The sequence below is a fragment of the Bradyrhizobium glycinis genome (assembly GCF_016031655.1).
GTDB lineage: Bacteria > Pseudomonadota > Alphaproteobacteria > Rhizobiales > Xanthobacteraceae > Bradyrhizobium > Bradyrhizobium glycinis.
The window spans coordinates 1-16096 of the sequence record NZ_JACCHQ010000002.1 but is presented as its reverse complement, the minus strand read 5'-3'; the positions used below and the strand labels follow the sequence as shown (position 1 = coordinate 16096).

The following is a 16096-nucleotide window of genomic DNA, read 5'->3' as shown; positions in this document are numbered from 1 at the left end:
ACGCTCCGCTCCATCCGGGCTACGACATCCCCACGCCGTGAGCAAATCATGCAACAAAAAACCATCGCCACCGACGTCCTCGACATCGCTTATCGCGAATACGGTGCACCGGACGGCTGGCCCTGCATCATGGGCCACGGCTTTCCCTATGACGTGAACGCCTATGCCGAGACCGCGCCTGTCATCGCCGAGGCCGGCGCGCGCGTGCTGGTGCCCTGGCTGCGCGGCTACGGGCCGACGCGGTTTCGTTCCCCCGAGACGCTGCGCTCCGGGGAGCAGGCGGCGCTCGGCGCCGATCTCTTGGCCTTCATGGATGCGCTCGGAATCAAGCGCGCAATCGTCGGCGGCTATGATTGGGGCGGGCGCGCCGCCTGCGTGGTCTCGGCGCTCTATCCGGAGCGCGTGATTGGTCTCGTCTCCGGCAATTCCTACAACATCCAGAACATCGCCCTCGCCATGGAGCCGGCTTCGCCGCCGGAGGAGGCGGCGTTCTGGTATCAATATCTCTTCCACAACGAGCGCGGCCGCCGCGCGCTGGAGCGCAACCGCCGCGGCTTTGCCCGTCAGCTCTGGACGATGTGGTCGCCGAAATGGGCCTTCGACGACGCAACGTTCGAGCGGAGCGCCGCGTCCTTCGACAATCCCGATTTCGTCGATGTCGTGATCCACTCCTATCGCCATCGCTACGCGCTGGTGGCCGGCGATCCCGCCTATGCGGCGATCGAGGCAAGGCTCGCCGCGCAGCCGCCGATCCGTGTCCCAACGATTGCGATCGACGGCGACAGCGACGGCGTCAATCCGGGCACCGCCCACCACGCGCGCAAGTTCGAGGGGTTTTTCGAGCGGCGCGTCTTCACCGATGCCGGTCATAATCTGCCGCAGGAGCGGCCGGCCGAATGGGCGCAGGCCGTGATCGACGTGCGCAAGGCGGCTGCGTCATAGGGAGTGCCGACGCGCGTTCGGGGGCTCCTCACCAAGGTATTGGCGCGCTGGCGCTCGGCCGTCCCGGTTCTCCAAATTTCCCTGACTTCCGGGAACCTTTTCCGATTGCAGTCGTCCAAGCTGTGGGCCCGCTTCCATATGCGGGCTCGTTGCAGGGAGGATCTTGATGAAGTCACCAGTGCGCAAGCTGGAACGTGTCGCGGTGGCGCAGACGCCGTCCGATCGGCCTGATAGGGCGGAGGTCGAACAGGCGATCCGGACCATGATCCGTTGGGCCGGCGATGATCCCTCGCGCGACAGTCTGCGCGAGACACCTAATCGCGTTGCACGCGCTTTCGAGGAGTATTTTTCCGGATACGCGCAGGACCCCACCGAAATCCTGCAAAAGACCTTCGAGGAGATCGAAGGCTATGACGAGATGATCGTGCTGCGCGGCGTTCGCTTCGAGAGCCATTGCGAGCACCACATGGCGCCGATCGTCGGTCGCGCCTGGGTCGCCTATATTCCGCAGGGGCGCGTCGTCGGCATCAGCAAGCTTGCGCGCGTGGTGGACGTCTACGCGAAACGGCTCCAGATCCAGGAGAAGATGACGGCTCAGATCGCCAATACCATCAACGATGTGCTCAATCCGGAAGGCGTCGGAGTCATCATCAAGGCGACGCATCACTGCATGACCACCCGCGGCGCGCACAAGCCCGGGACCGATCTCGTCACCAGCCGCATGTTGGGGGTGTTCCGCGACAATGCGCTGACGCGCCAGGAGCTGCTGGGGCTCGCCAATTCGGATGATTGATCCGCGTGCGCAAGAAGGAGGCGTTGCCATGGCCGAGAACAAGAAGCCGAGCGGACCCGATCTGAGCAAAGGCGTGTCGCTGACCGCGTTCAAGGACGGCAAATTGCTTGGTCAGGTCGGCGAGGAAGACGTCCTGCTGGTGCAGGCCGGCGGCGAGATCTTTGCCATCGAGCCGGCCTGCAGCCATTATCACGGCCCGCTCGCCGAAGGCCTGGTGGTGGGCGACACCATCCGCTGTCCCTGGCATCATGCCTGCTTCTCGTTGCGATCAGGCGAAGCCACGCGCCCGCCGGCATTGAATGCGCTGGCGGTGTGGGAGGTCGAGCGCGATCAGGACAACATCATCGTCCGGCGCAAGCGCGAGGCACTGACGCCGCGGGCCGCCCATCGCAGTGCGACGACGCCGGACAAATTCGTCATTGTCGGCGGCGGTGCTGCCGGCTTCGCCGCCGCCGAGGCACTCCGACGCGAGGGCTTTGCCGGCGCCGTCACCATGCTCAGCAATGACGGCGCGATGCCGGTCGACCGGCCGAACCTCTCCAAGGATTACCTCGCTGGGAACGCGCCGGAGGACTGGTTGCCGTTGCGCGGTGAGGATTATTATCGGGACGCGGGCATCGATCTCAGGCTCAACACCGACGTCTGCGCGATCGATGTGAAGACGCGCAGTGTCACGCTCGGCAATGGCGATAAGCTGCCGTTCGACCGGCTGCTGCTCGCGACCGGCGCCGAGCCGGTGAAGCTCCGGATCCCCGGCGCGGATCAGCCGCATGTTCACACCCTGCGCTCCGTCGCCGATAGCCGTGCCATCATCAAGGCGGCGGGGAGTGCCAGGCGCGCGCTGGTGGTCGGTGCCAGCTTCATCGGCCTCGAGGTCGCGGCGTCCTTGCGGGCGCGCAAGATCGAGGTGCACGTGGTCGCGCCGGACGAGCGGCCGATGCAGAAGGTGCTCGGGGCCGAGATGGGCGATTTCGTGCGGTCCCTGCACGAGGAGAACGGCGTCGTCTTTCACCTGAAGGACGCCGTGGACAAGCTCGATGGCATGCGCGCGACGCTGAAGAGCGGCGCAGTCATCGAAGCTGATCTCGTCGTCGTCGGCATCGGCGTCAAGCCGCGCCTCGCGCTCGCCGAGCAGGCTGGCCTGGCCGACGATCGTGGCGTCAGCGTCAGCGAATATCTGGAGACCAGCGTCACCGGCATCTTCGCGGCCGGCGATATCGCGCGCTGGCCCGATCCGCATTCGCGGCAAATCATCCGCGTCGAGCATTGGGTGGTGGCGGAGCGGCAGGGGCAGACCGCGGCGCGCAATATGCTCGGCAGGCGCGAGCGCTTCGATGCGGTGCCGTTATTCTGGAGCCAGCACTATGACGTGCCGATCAACTATGTCGGCCACGCAGAAGACTTCGATGACATCGCGATCGACGGAAGCATTGCCGGAAAGGACTGTTTCCTGACATATCGCAAGGGCGGCCGCGTGCTTGCGGTCGCGTCGATTTATCGCGATCTCGACAATCTCAAGGCCGAACTGGAGATGGAGCGTTCGCGCGGCTGATTGCGTCGCATTTCACCTTGATTTGCGTCAATGTTGCTGCCGGGAGGGGTGCTTTGCTGGCTGTCGTCCCGGTGCGGTGCGTGTTAGTTTGGCATGTGCCCGCGGGCGTCGCTTGCAGGAGTGGCCGCCATGACCAGTGCCTCCGATACGTCTCCCCATGCGAGCCTCGGCTCCGGCATCGCTTCGCTGCATGCCAAATGGGGCTGGATCGTCGCACTCGGCGTCGTCTATCTGATCGCCGGCTTCGTTGCGCTCGGCAGCATGGTGATGGCGACGGTGGCGAGCGTGATCGTGGTCGGCGCCATGATGATCGTCGCCGGCGTGACTGAGATCATCGGCGCATTCCAGCTGAAGAGCTGGGGCAAGTTTCTGATCTGGGCCCTCCTCGGCGTGCTCTATGTCGTCGCCGGTTTCCTGACCTTCGCGAACCCGCTATTCGCGGCAGTCCTGCTGACGTTGTTCCTGGGCGCGTCGCTGATCGCCTCGGGCGCGGTGCGGCTGTTTCTCGCCTTCAGCATGAAGCGCGAGAGTCCGTGGGTGTGGGTCGCGCTCTCGGGCGCCGTCACGCTGCTGCTCGGCTTGTTGATCGTGGCGCGCTGGCCGGTGAACAGCGTCTATATCCTCGGCCTGTTCCTCGGTATCGACCTCATCATGGCCGGCGCCGGCTGGATCAGCTTGGGCTTCGCCTTGAAGCGGCGCGGCTAGCGCAACGCCATCAGCAACTCGACGCAAGACCCTTTTGCGGAACTCCGCTGAGCTGACGTGCTGACAAGAAGCAGCACGCCGAGTGACCGTCTCGCACGGCGATGATCATCGGGGAGAAACCATGAAAGCCGCTTTGGCCCTGGCCGCAGCGCTGGCTGCCGCCTGCGTGTCCGCCCCTGTCTCCGCGCAAAAGTCCTACGGCCCTGGTGTCAGCGACACCGAGATCAAGATCGGCAACACCATGCCCTATAGCGGCCCGGCCTCGCCGCTCAGCATCACGGGACGGGTGATCTCCGCCTACTTCGACGAGATCAACGAGAAGGGCGGCGTTGGCGGCCGCAAGCTCAACCTGATCTCGCTCGACGATGCGTTCTCGCCGCCCAAGACCATGGAAGCCGCGCGGCGCCTTGTCGAAGGCGACGGCGTCGCCTTCATCTTCGCCACCATGGGCACGGCGCCGAGCTCGGCAATCGCAAAATATCTCAACAGCAACAAGGTGCCGCAGATCTTCCTGATCAGCTCGGCCTCGAAGTGGAACGATCCCGCCAACATGCCCTGGTCGATCGCGCTGCCCTGGGCGCCGAACTACACCAGCGAGGCCGCGATCGACGTCGCTTATGCCCGCGCCAAGAACCCGAATGCACGCTTTGCGGTGCTCTACCAGAACGACGACGCCGGCAAGGAATATCTTCGCGGCGTCAAGGAGGCGCTCGGTGCCGACGCCGACAAGGCGATCGCGATGGCCTCGAGCTTCGAGGTCGCCGACCCCACCGTCGATTCCCAGGTCCTGACGCTCGCCAATACCAAGGCCGACGTCTTCATGATCTATTCGGTGACGCCGCGGGCCTGCGCGCAGGCGATCCGCAAGGCGCACGAGGTCGGCTGGCAGCCGACGCGCTTTCTCGCCTCCGGCTGCGCCAATAAGGCTACCGTGATGGCGCCGGCTGGCCTGGAGGCCGGCAAGGGTGTGCTGTCGCTTGGCGCTCTCAAGCCCTTCGTCGAGGCGCCGAAGGACGATCCGGCGATGACGGCCTATATCGACTTCATGAAGAAGCGCCTGCCCAATGCCGACATCAACAACGTCGCCGGCCTCTACGGCTACACCGTCGCCGAGGCGCTGGTGGTGCTGCTGAAGCAGTGCAAGGACAATTTGACGCGCGAGAACATCATGGCGCAGGCGGCAAACCTGAAGAGCGTGCCGCTGTCGCTCCTGATGCCCGGCATCACCCTCAACACCACGCCGCAGGATTTCCGCCCGATCAAGGACGGCTACATGCTGCAGTTCGACGGCAACGACTGGGTCGTGGCGAGCGAGCTGTTGCGCGGGACGTGAGACGGCGCTCTTTCGGCGAACTCGGAATCGTAGGGTGGGCAAAGGCGCACTTGCGCCGTGCCCACCATCTATCAATGGTTTGAGAGAGCGCGTGGGCACGCTTCGCTTTGCCCACCTACGAGACTGCGAGCTGTGTAACCGCCAGTCCCTCTTCCTCAATGGCGGCTTCGTCATAAGTTGAAGCAGCCATCCGATTCTTCTCGGTCAGCCGCTGACGGCAAACTCCCCGGAACGGTGCCCATATGCTAGTCTGGCGACCGCGAGGATTTGCGAGGTCACGATGGTATGAGACGGCGCGAGTTCATCAAGGCCTTCGGCAGCGCGGCGCTCGCGTTCCCGCTTCCGGCTCAGGCGCAAAAATCCGCGATACCGGTGGTCGGCTCTCTGAATCGCCCGAGCCCGGGGACGGAGGCGTTCGGCACCGCGTTCCGTCGCGGTCTCAAGCAAATGGGATTTGTCGAAGGCGAGAATCTTCTGGTTGAAGGGCGTTGGCCCAACCCAAACGAAGATTTGCGAGAGGCCGCGGCCGAGCTCGTGCGGAAGCAGGTTGCCGTAATCTTTACGGCCGACAATGGCGGAGCGCTGGCCGCCAAGGCGGCGACCTCGCAAATTCCGATCGTGTTTGTCGTGGGTCTTGATCCCGTTGCCATGGGTCTCGTTGCCACCATCAACCGGCCAGGCGGCAACGCCACGGGCGTATCGTTCCAGGTGAGTGCATTGGAGCCGAAGCGGTTCGAATTGCTGCGTGCGCTATTGCCCGCGGCTTCCCTGGTCGGAGTGCTAGTCAACCCGGACAATCCGAACGCAGATCCAAGTGCCGTGCGCCTGGCCGCATCTGCCTCGGGGCTGCGGCTGCTCGTTCTCGAGGCTCGCACTCTTGCCGAGGTGGAAAGCGCATTCGCGCAACTGATTCAACGCGGAGCGAATGCGCTGCTGGTGACCTCCGATCGCCTGTTCAATCTGGAGCGTCGTCAGCTGGTGGATTTCGCGGCGCGAGCCGGCATTCCGACCATCTACCCTTGGCGCGACTTTGCCGATGCTGGCGGCTTGATGAGCTATGGTAACAGTCTCACGGACGCATTTCGGCAGGGCGGGCTGTATGTTGGCCGCATCCTCAGAGGTGACAAGCCGGCCAGTTTGCCTATCTGGCAACCCACCAGGTTCGAGTTCGTGATCAACCTCAAAACGGCAAAGGCAATGGGCCTCGACATCCCGCCGGCTTTGCTGGCGTTTGCCGACGAGGTGATCGAGTGATCGTCTCACGATCGTCGACCGCATGGAGGCACGCTTATCGGTCGCTCGATGGGGCTCAGAGCCGTCACTTCGTTCGGTCGTGCGCCGGCCGCGGCACCGGCGCCATGCTCGCCATGGTGACATCATGCCAGTGTTTTGCCCGACGAGTCAAAGTCGATTCGTAAAAACAGCAGGGCTTCGCGCCGGCCGCCAAGCCATTGAAAAACCTGGCCCCGGCTACTGTGCATGGGGTTGTTTTTCAGTTTTATGTCGGAGCGACCGCCTTCGCGGCGAGGCGCTACCCCGCCTTGGCGATGCGACTGCCCGCCGACCCCGCGCGCAGGTTCTGGAAGAACGTCTCCACCTCCCGCGACAGCGTCTGCGCCGTCTCGGTCAGGCTGCTGGCGGCGGTGAGCACCGAAGCCGCGGCCGTATCGGTCTCGCCGATGGCATCGCGCAGCGAGGTGATGTTCGCCACCAGCGTCTCGTTGCCTTGCGCGGCGCTTTGCGCGTTGGAGGAGATCTCGCGCGTGGCCTGGTCCTGCTGGCCGATCGCGCCGGCGATCGCAGACGTGACCTCGTTGATCTCGCGCACCGCCCCGCCGATCTCGCGGACGGCGTCCACCGCATTCCGCGTCGAGGCCTGGATCATCGCGACGTTTTCGCTGATCTCGGCCGTGGCCTTGGCGGTCTGGCCCGCGAGCGCCTTCACCTCGTGGGCGACGACCGCAAAACCGCGGCCGGCATCGCCGGCGCGCGCCGCCTCGATAGTGGCGTTCAGCGCGAGCAGGTTGGTCTGCTCGGCGATCGCCTGGATCAGGCTGAGCACGCCGTCGATGCGTTGCGTGGCTGCAGCGAGGCTCTCGATCTCGGAGATCGACTTCTCGGTGCGCTGGCCGGTCTGCTCGACCGCGCCCGCGCTCTGCCGCACCTGGCGGCCGATCTCCACCACCGAGGCCGAAAGCTCCTCAGCCGCGCCCGCGACCGCGGTGACGTTGTGCGAGGCCTGCTCGGTGGCGTTCGCCGCGGTGCCGGCGCGGCTGCTCGCATCCGCGGTGACACGCGTGATGGTCTGCGCCGTCTCGCGCATGACGGAGGCGTTGTCGCTGAGGCCGCGCATGATCGCGCCGATCGCCTCGCGAAATTGCTCGACCGACCGCTCGATGTGACGAGCGCGCTCCTCGCGCGCGGCGGCGTCCTGCGACACTTGCGAGGCGAGGTTGCGGTTGCGCCCCATCGAGTCCTGGAACACCTGGATGGCGCGGGCCAGCGCGCCGATCTCGTCGGCGCGGCCCGCGTGCGGCACCACGACATTTTCGGCGCCGTCGGCGACCTGCTTGATGGTGGCGGTGATCGCCGCGAGTGGCCGGGCGATCGAGCGGGCAATGATGACGATGCCGACGACGACGAGGGCCAGCGCCACACCGCCGAGGCAGGTGAGGATGAACGAAAATGTGCGGTTGGTCTCGGTCTGCTGCGCGATCTGCCTGGCGCGCTCGGCATACACCTTGGACAGCGCCTCGAGGTCCTTGTTCAGCGCCGAGCGCACGCTGCGGTTGGCGTCGTTGTCGCCCCATTCACGGCCTGCCGCCGCGTTGATCTCGACGCCGCGCCGCACCAGCTCCTTGCGGAACTCGACGAACTGCTCGATGCGCTTCTTGAAGGTGGCGAACTGCTCGGCATCGTCGGCCTTGACGATGGTCTCCCAGCGTTTCACGACGTCGAGGATCTGGGCGTTGAACTTGAGCAGGCCGTCGCCGTATTTCTTCACCACGGCCGGTTCGGTCGACATGTAGACGCCGCGCGATTCCATCACCACCGCATAGACCAGCGAGTTGACCCGCTCGACGTTGAGCGCGGCGGCATTGGCCGTCTCGATCGCATTTGCGAGGTCCGCGCTGCGGCGGCTGTTGTAGTCGGACAATATCGCGATCGCTGCCGTGAGCAGCGCGAACAGCGAGAAGATCGCATAGAGCTTGCTAGTAACCGTGAAGCGGCCTGCCGGCTTGGCGGCATTCCCAGATCGGTCGAATGTCATGGTGTTCAAGGAGCCCGGATTGGCCTGACCGGCCGGTGAACGGGGTCAGGCAAAATCGATGCAAAACTATGCAGAACGAAGATGGACGCTGCGTTAACGCGCGGCTTGGCCGCCTCCGCCCTTGGGCGGAGGAAAGGCAAGTCATTTCAGCGTCTTGATCCGAAGGTTTAGTTTCAGGATAGTTCTGGAGTCGGCCGCTGGCCGAGCAACCCCGGAGAGACCCTTGGTCTACCGCCACAGCATCGACGCCACGACCTACAGCTTCCCTGACCTGCGCGACCTGCTCGCGAAGGCGACACCCCCGCGCTCCGGCGACCGGCTGGCCGGAATTGCCGCTACCAGCTCCGAGCAGATGATCGCCGCGCGGATGGCGCTCGCCGATGTGCCGCTCGGCCAGTTCCTGCAGGAAGCCGTCGTTCCCTACGAGGCCGACGAGGTCACCCGCCTCGTCATCGACAGCCATGACGCCGAGGCGTTCGCGCCGGTGGCATCGCTGACGGTCGGTGCCTTCCGCGACTGGCTGCTGTCGGACGCCGCAACGCCCGAGGTCCTGCGCAAGCTGGCCGGCGGCATCACGCCGGAGATGGCGGCCGCGGTGTCGAAGCTGATGCGCAACCAGGATCTGATCCTGGCGGCACGGAAATGCGAGGTCACCACCGCCTTTCGCAACACGATCGGCCTGAAGGGGCGGATGAGCACACGGTTGCAGCCGAACCACCCGTTCGACGACGCCAGGGGCATCACCGCCTCGATCCTCGACGGCATCCTGCTGGGGGCGGGCGATGCCTGCATCGGCATCAATCCCGCGAGCGACGATCCCGCCGTCATTGCGCAATTGCTGCGGCTGCTCGACGAAATCATCGCGCGGCTGCAGATCCCGACGCAAGGCTGCGTCCTGACCCATGTCACGACGACGCTGTCGCTGATCGGGCAGGGCGTGCCGGTCGACCTCGTCTTCCAGTCGGTCGCGGGTACCGAGGCCGCTAACCGCAGCTTCGGCATCGACCTCGCGCTGCTCCGGGAGGCGCAAGAGGCTGGGCTGTCGCAGTCGCGCGGCACCGTGGGGCGGAACCTGATGTATTTCGAGACCGGCCAGGGCTCGGCGCTGTCGGCGGGTGCCCATCACGGCGTCGACCAGCAGACCTGCGAGGCGCGCGCCTATGCGGTCGCCCGTGCCTTTGCCCCGCTGCTGGTCAACAGCGTGGTCGGCTTCATCGGCCCCGAATATCTCTACGACGGCAAGGAAATCATCCGTGCCGGGCTGGAGGATCATTTCTGCGGCAAGCTGCTCGGCCTGCCGCTCGGGGTCGACATCTGCTACACCAACCACGCCGAGGCGGATCAGGACGACATGGACAATCTCCTGACGCTGCTCGCCGCCGCTGGCGTCACCTTCATCATGGGCGTTCCTGGTGCCGACGACGTCATGTTGAACTATCAGTCGACGTCCTTCCACGACGCGCTCTATGTCCGCGACGTCTTCGCGCTGCGCCGCGCGCCGGAATTCGACGACTGGCTGGCGCGCGCGGGCATTACAGGCGCAGATTTCCGTCTTGCCGGCGATCCAGGCCTGCTGCCGGATTTTGCCGCGCGGCTGATCGCATGACGCGGAGGGGGCAAGTCGCTCAGGAAACCATCGGTGCGTCCCAGGATTATGCTCTCGCCACAATATTGAGAAATTCCAGCCGCAGCATTACGCTATGTGTCGGGCTGGCGATTTCCGCAACCAGGTCGTGGCGGGGGAGCTTAGATGCGAGCTGAAAGTAACGGAACGTCCCGGCGGATTCTCTGCGTGTTTCCGCGCTACACCTCGTCCTTCGGCACGTTCGAGTATTCCTATCCCCTGACCGATGGCGTCCGCGCCTTCATGCCGCCGCAGGGGCTCTTGCTGATCTCCGCCTACCTTCCGAAAGAGTGGCAGGTCAAATTCGTCGACGAGAATCTGCGCCGCACGACGAGGGAGGAGTTCGAGTGGGCGGAGGCCGTCTTCGTCAGCGGCATGCACATCCAGCGTCAGCAGATGAACGACATCTGCCGCCGCGCCCATGAGTTCGATCTACCGGTCGCGCTCGGCGGGCCCTCCGTCAGCGCCTGCCCCGACTATTATCCGTCGTTCGATTATCTGCATGTCGGCGAGCTCGGCGACGCCACCAACCAGCTGATCGAGATCCTGTCGCGCGACACCTCGCGTCCGGAGAGCCAAGTCGTGCTCACGACCAAGGACCGCGTGCCGATGACGGAGTTTCCGATCCCGGCCTATGAGCTCGCCGATGTGAAGAAGTACTTCCTCGGCAGCATCCAATATTCCAGCGGCTGTCCCTATCAGTGCGAGTTCTGTGACATCCCCGGTCTCTATGGCCGCAATCCGCGCATCAAGACGCCGCAGCAGATCATCGCCGAGCTCGACCGCCTGCGCGAATGCGGCATGACCGACACGGTCTATTTCGTCGACGACAATTTCATCGGCAACCGAAAGGCGGCCATGGACCTGCTGCCGCACCTGATCGAGTGGCAGAAGCGGACCGGCTATGTGGTGCGGCTCGCCTGCGAGGCGACGCTCAACATCGCCAAGCGCCCCGAGATCCTCGAGAAGATGCGCGAGGCCTATTTCATCACCATCTTCTGCGGCATCGAGACGCCCGATCCGGATGCATTGCATGCGATGCACAAGGACCATAATATGATGGTCCCGATCCTGGAGGGCGTGCGCACCATCAACTCCTACGGCATGGAGGTGGTCTCGGGCATCATCATGGGGCTCGACACCGACAAGCCGAACACCTCGGAAGCGCTGCTCGCCTTCGTCGAGGAGTCCCGGATTCCGCTGCTCACCATCAACCTGCTCCAGGCGCTGCCGAAGACGCCCCTGTGGGACCGTCTGGAGCGCGACGGGCGCCTCATCCACGACGACGGCCGCGATTCTAACGTCGATTTCCTGCTGCCCTACGACGAGGTCGTCGCGTCATGGAAGCACGCCATGGCGGTCGCCTACGCGCCCGAGAAGGTCTACGCGCGCTATCAGCACCAATGCGACCACGTCTATGTGAATCGGCTCAAGGTGCCGGTGTCGGACGAGATGAAGACGTGGCCCAATATCAGACGCGCTCTCGTCATGCTGCGCAACCTCTTCTGGAAGATCGGCGTGCTCGGCGACTACAGGCGCGTGTTCTGGAAGTTCGCGCTGGGCCGCATCAGGCGCGGTGATCTCGAAGGCTTGATCGGCTGTGCCACGATCGCCCATCACCTCATCACCTTTGCGCGCGCGGCCTCCAGCGGCGAGCAGAACGCCTCGAACTATTCGATCCGGCTGCGCGAGGCCGCCGTTCCCGCCGAATGAGCGACAGATCCGTTCCGGTTCGTCCGACCATCGACCTCAGGTCGTTCACGCCCGCGCGCGTCGCGCTGGGACGCAGCGGCGCGAGCCTGCCGACGAAGGCGCTGCTCGATTTCACGCTGGACCATGCCCGCGCCCGCGATGCTGTGCATGCGGCCTTCGATACGCCGCGTCTGCTCGCCGATCTCGATGCACTCGGTGTTGCGGTGACCGAGGTGAGGAGCCGGGCGGTCGATCGCAGCGACTATCTGCGGCGTCCGGATCTGGGACGGCAGCTCGACCCCGCCTCGGCCCAGCTTCTAGCACGAAGCGTCTTGGCGCCGAGCCAGCTCGCTGTCGTGATCGGAGACGGCCTGTCCGCGGCGGCGGTCCACGCCCATGCGATCGCCGTGGTGAAGCGCCTGTTGCAATCGCTTGCGGAGGGGGATGCTGTCGCGGTTCGCCATGTCGTCGTCGTATCGGGCGCGCGGGTGGCGCTCGGCGACGAGATCGGCGCCATTCTCGGCGCGCGCATGGTCGTGATGCTTATCGGCGAGCGGCCGGGCCTCTCCGCGCCCGACAGCCTCGGCGCCTATCTGACCTTCGCGCCGAGGCCCGGCCGCACCGATGCCGAGCGCAATTGCGTCTCCAACATCCACCACGCCGGGTTGAGCCACGACGAGGCGGCGTTCAAGATCGCCTGGCTGGTTCGCGAGGGGCTGGCCCGGGAGGTCACCGGCGTGGCGCTGAAGGACGAGAGCGCGGACCGCGCGCCGCGCCAGATTGGCACATTCTCGCCGGGATGACGGTCATTCCAGGCCCGGATCGCCGCTTTTCCATCGATTCGGCAGGGCTTGGCCTGCTTGCGAAAAGACCTGTTGACCTGCTAAACCGCTGCCGGCGATTTTCCGCGCATTTTCAAAGGGCAAGCCTCCCATTGGTATGGCGTTTTCAAGCCGTTCGCGCGGCGCGATAAGCTCACAGGCCGAGCCGATTTAGGAACTGGATAAGGCATGCTCGAAAAGCACAGTGAGAGTGAGGTTCATGTCGACAAGGTCGAGCAGGGACCTACGTCCTCCATCGCCTTCGGGCTGGAGCGTCTCGGGCTGATCGCCGTTCGGGCCCCGATCGTCTCCTGCATCGTCCTGCTCGCGCTGATCGTCGGCGCGGTGTTCGGGATCTACCGGATCAAGATCGACGATTCGCTGTCGCAGCTGTTCCGCTCCGACAGTCGCGAGTTCCGCCAGTACGAAGAGGTCACCAAGAAGTTCCCGGCGGAGGAGTTCGATGTCCTCGTCGTGGTCGAGGGCAAGACTCTGCTGGAGCGGAACAACCTGGAGAAGCTGCGCGACTTCGTCACCGACCTGCAGCTGGTCGAAGGCACGCGCGGCCTCGTCTCGCTGTTCTCGGCGCGCCAGGCGCCGGCCCCCGGCAAGCTGCCGGCGGCGCTGTTCCCGGCCGAGCTGCCTGAGGGCGCGGCCTATGACAAGTTCATCGAGACCGTCAAGAACAACGAGATCATCCGCGGCAAGCTGCTGTCGGAGGACGGCACGCTGGCGCTGATCGTACTGTCGCTCGATCCTGAAGTGGTCGGCTCCAACAAGCTGACCAAGACCGTCGGCGACATCCGCGCGCTGATGAAGGAGGATCTCGGCGACACCGGGCTCAACGTGCAGCTCTCGGGCGTGCCGGTGATGCAGCTCGAGATCCGCAATGCGGTCGAGCGTGACGGGCTGACCTACAACATTCTCGGCATCCTCGCCGGCTGTATCATCGCCATCATCTTCTTCCGCAAGATCTCGTTCATGATCGCGGCGGCATTCCCGCCGATGATCGCGATTCTGCTGGCGCTCGGCGCGCTCGGCTGGGCCAATTTCAACCTCAACATGTTCCTGAACGTGATGACGCCGCTCATCATGGTCATCAGCTTCTCAGATTCGATGCAGCTGACCTTCGCCGCGCGCGACCGGCTGATCGCCGGCCAGGACAAGTTCACCGCGTTCAAGAACGCGGTGCTGGTGGTGGGGCCGGCCTGCGTGCTGACGCACGGCACCGCCGGCATCTCCTTCATCGCGCTGCAATTCTCCGACTCCGACCTGATCCGCAAGTTCGGCGAAGCGGGCCTTGCCGCCACCATCATCGCGCTGGTCGCGGTGCTGTCGCTGGTGCCGGTGTTCGGCGTCCTGTTCGTGCGCAACGAGAAGGTCTTCGCAGTCAAGTTCCAGGGTGCGGACGCCGGCGTCCAGGCGCTGCGTAATTTCTGCTACTGGATCGCGGTGCGCATGGTCGGCCGACCCGGCCTGTTCAGCCTGATCGCGGTGCTGTTCGTCGGCGGCCTCGGCGTCATCTATGCCAATCTGGAGCCGCGCTACCGGCTCGCCGACCAGGTGCCGGACAAGCGCCAGGCGGTCGCTGCCAGCGATCGGCTCGATGCCAAGCTCACCGGCGCCAATCCGGTCAACGTGCTGATCGTGTTCCCCAAGGGTGAATCGCTCTATTCGCCGCAGACGCTCCAGACCATCGCCGAGGTCCACGCAACGGTCGAGAAGGCCGCGGGCGTCGGCAACGTTTGGTCGCTGGAGACGCTGCGCCGCTGGCTGGCGGAAAAGGCCGGCAGTGCCGACGTCGCGACGCTGAAGGAATATGTCAGCGTCATCCCCGAGCACCTGGTGCGGCGCTTCATTGACGCCGAGCAGGACGCCGTCGTCGTCGCCGGCCGCGTGCCGGACAAGGATTCCAGCCAGCTCCTGCCGATCGTCGACAAGCTCGATGCCGAGCTCGACGCCGTCCGCAAGAAGCATCCCGGTTACGAGGTCGCGGTGACGGGTCTCGCTGCAATTGCGGCGCGCAATTCGGCCAACATGATCGAGAAGCTGAACCGCGGGCTCACCGTCGAATTCGCGCTGGTCGCGATCTTCATCGGCCTCGCTTTCCGCTCCTGGGTGGTGATGCTCGCCTGCATCCTGCCGGGCATCTTCCCGGTGGTGATGTCGGGCACGGTGCTGTGGGCGATGGGCGAGGGACTGCAATTCGCCAGCGTCGTCGCGCTCACGGTCTCGTTCGGCCTCGGCCTTTCCGCCACCATCCACTTCCTCAACCGCCTGCGGCTGGAGAACAAGCCGGGCGTCGGCTCGGCGCTGGCGGTGGAGCGGGCGACCGTGCTGGTGGGACCTGCGCTGATCCTGACCACGGTGGTGCTGGCCTGCGGCCTCGTCGTCACCGTGTTCTCCGACCTGCCGTCGCTGCGGCTGTTCGGCTGGCTCAGCGCCTTCTCGATGGTCATGGCACTGGTCGCCGACCTTTTCATCCTCCGGCCGACGGCGATGTGGCTGATCAACCTGCACGACAGGCTGCAAGGCACGGACAAGCCGGCAATCTGAGAGGCTTCATCCACCGGACATGGAATCGGCGCAGTCTGAATGACTGCGCCGGAGTTCCGGCCGGGAGGAGTCATGCAGCACGACGGCTCCATCGTGGCGTTTCAGCAGAAGCGAGGCGGTGATTCAGCCGCCTTTTTCGTCCCGTTCCTGACATCGGACATGGTGCTGCTCGATGCCGGCTGCGGACCCGGGACCATCGCAGCTGCGCTCGCAGCGATCGTCGGGACGGCGGTCGGCGTCGACATTGAGCCCAATGCGATCGCGATGGCTTATCGGCTCGCGTCGTATTCGGGCCTTACCAATCTCGCATTTATCGAAGCCGACATGGCCGCGCTTCCTTTCGAGAATGAAGCGTTCGATGCGGTGTTCTCTCACGCGGTGCTCTACCACCAGCGCCGCGCGGCGCTGACGAGAGCGCTGGCAGAAGCACGACGGGTGCTGAAACCGGGCGGCGTAATCGGGACGCGCGATGCCGACGTCGGCGGCAACATTCTCCATCCCGAGCTCGAGTAGGGGAATCGCATATGGCGTTGGTAGTGTATTGCAAAGCGATTTGAACTGGATTCTTTGGGTTTCTCTCGATTGTCGAGGGAGACCCAAATGCGCAAACTCAGGCGCCTGCTCCGACCTCTCAAGGATCCACGCGCCGATAACTCGCGGCACGCGCTGGCTGATATCGTCATCATCGCTTTGGCGGCAACGCTGGCTGGCGCCAAGAGCTGTACCGAGTTCGAATTCTTCGGGAGGGGCCGAGAGGAACTGTTGCGGGAGTTTCTGGAGCTCAAACACGGCATTCCCAGCCACGAT

At 64.8% G+C, this 16096-nt stretch carries 13 protein-coding genes; 12 read left to right on the top strand and 1 reads right to left on the bottom strand.

All coding sequences use genetic code 11. The annotated features are described in order from the left end of the window. The first annotated feature begins 48 nt into the window (after positions 1 to 48). From HZZ16_RS04420 to HZZ16_RS04395, 6 genes are all read left to right on the top strand, one after another. Positions 49 to 942: an alpha/beta fold hydrolase gene (locus HZZ16_RS04420; protein WP_197947295.1), complete on the top strand. Its 894-nt coding sequence runs from the start codon at positions 49 to 51 to the stop codon at positions 940 to 942. A gap of 166 nt (positions 943 to 1108) precedes the next feature. After that, positions 1109 to 1735, top strand: coding sequence for a GTP cyclohydrolase I FolE (gene folE / locus HZZ16_RS04415; RefSeq protein ID WP_197947294.1), 627 nt, complete (start codon positions 1109 to 1111; stop codon positions 1733 to 1735). 28 nt (positions 1736 to 1763) lie between these two features. Further along, positions 1764 to 3287, top strand: a complete 1524-nt coding sequence (locus HZZ16_RS04410) for an FAD-dependent oxidoreductase (RefSeq protein ID WP_197947293.1) — start codon at positions 1764 to 1766, stop codon at positions 3285 to 3287. A gap of 129 nt (positions 3288 to 3416) precedes the next feature. Continuing rightward, entirely contained in the window at positions 3417 to 3992 is a 576-nt protein-coding gene (locus tag HZZ16_RS04405) for an HdeD family acid-resistance protein (protein ID WP_197947292.1), read from the top strand. A gap of 121 nt (positions 3993 to 4113) precedes the next feature. After that, on the top strand, positions 4114 to 5325 hold the full coding sequence (locus HZZ16_RS04400) for an ABC transporter substrate-binding protein (RefSeq protein ID WP_197947291.1): 1212 nt from the start codon (positions 4114 to 4116) through the stop codon (positions 5323 to 5325). A 285-nt stretch (positions 5326 to 5610) separates the two neighbouring features. Then, complete coding sequence (locus tag HZZ16_RS04395) at positions 5611 to 6579, top strand: ABC transporter substrate-binding protein (protein ID WP_197947290.1); 969 nt, start codon at positions 5611 to 5613, stop codon at positions 6577 to 6579. Between the two features lie 277 nt (positions 6580 to 6856). On the opposite strand, the gene HZZ16_RS04390 is transcribed toward HZZ16_RS04395, so the two are convergent. After that, on the bottom strand, positions 6857 to 8596 hold the full coding sequence (locus tag HZZ16_RS04390; protein ID WP_197947289.1) for a methyl-accepting chemotaxis protein: 1740 nt from the start codon (positions 8594 to 8596) through the stop codon (positions 6857 to 6859). 223 nt (positions 8597 to 8819) lie between these two features. Between HZZ16_RS04390 and HZZ16_RS04385 the strand changes: the two genes are divergently transcribed. From HZZ16_RS04385 to HZZ16_RS04360, 6 genes are all read left to right on the top strand, one after another. Next, positions 8820 to 10202 (top strand): ethanolamine ammonia-lyase subunit EutB, encoded by a 1383-nt coding sequence (locus tag HZZ16_RS04385; RefSeq protein ID WP_197947288.1) that lies wholly within the window; start codon positions 8820 to 8822, stop codon positions 10200 to 10202. A 144-nt stretch (positions 10203 to 10346) separates the two neighbouring features. Next, positions 10347 to 11933, top strand: a complete 1587-nt coding sequence (locus HZZ16_RS04380; protein WP_197947287.1) for a B12-binding domain-containing radical SAM protein — start codon at positions 10347 to 10349, stop codon at positions 11931 to 11933. Then, positions 11930 to 12715 carry an ethanolamine ammonia-lyase subunit EutC gene (gene eutC, locus HZZ16_RS04375; protein WP_197947286.1) on the top strand — a complete coding sequence of 262 codons (786 nt, stop codon included), beginning with the start codon at positions 11930 to 11932 and terminating at the stop codon, positions 12713 to 12715. Before HZZ16_RS04380 ends, eutC begins: the two co-directional genes overlap by 4 nt. Before the next feature lie 207 nt (positions 12716 to 12922). Beyond that, entirely contained in the window at positions 12923 to 15289 is a 2367-nt protein-coding gene (locus HZZ16_RS04370) for an efflux RND transporter permease subunit (RefSeq protein WP_197947285.1), read from the top strand. A gap of 39 nt (positions 15290 to 15328) precedes the next feature. After that, positions 15329 to 15802 (top strand): class I SAM-dependent methyltransferase, encoded by a 474-nt coding sequence (locus HZZ16_RS04365; RefSeq protein WP_311973721.1) that lies wholly within the window; start codon positions 15329 to 15331, stop codon positions 15800 to 15802. Positions 15803 to 15889: 87 nt separating this feature from the next. After that, a partial coding sequence (locus HZZ16_RS04360; protein ID WP_197947283.1) for a transposase family protein occupies positions 15890 to 16096 on the top strand: 207 nt, incomplete at its 3' end.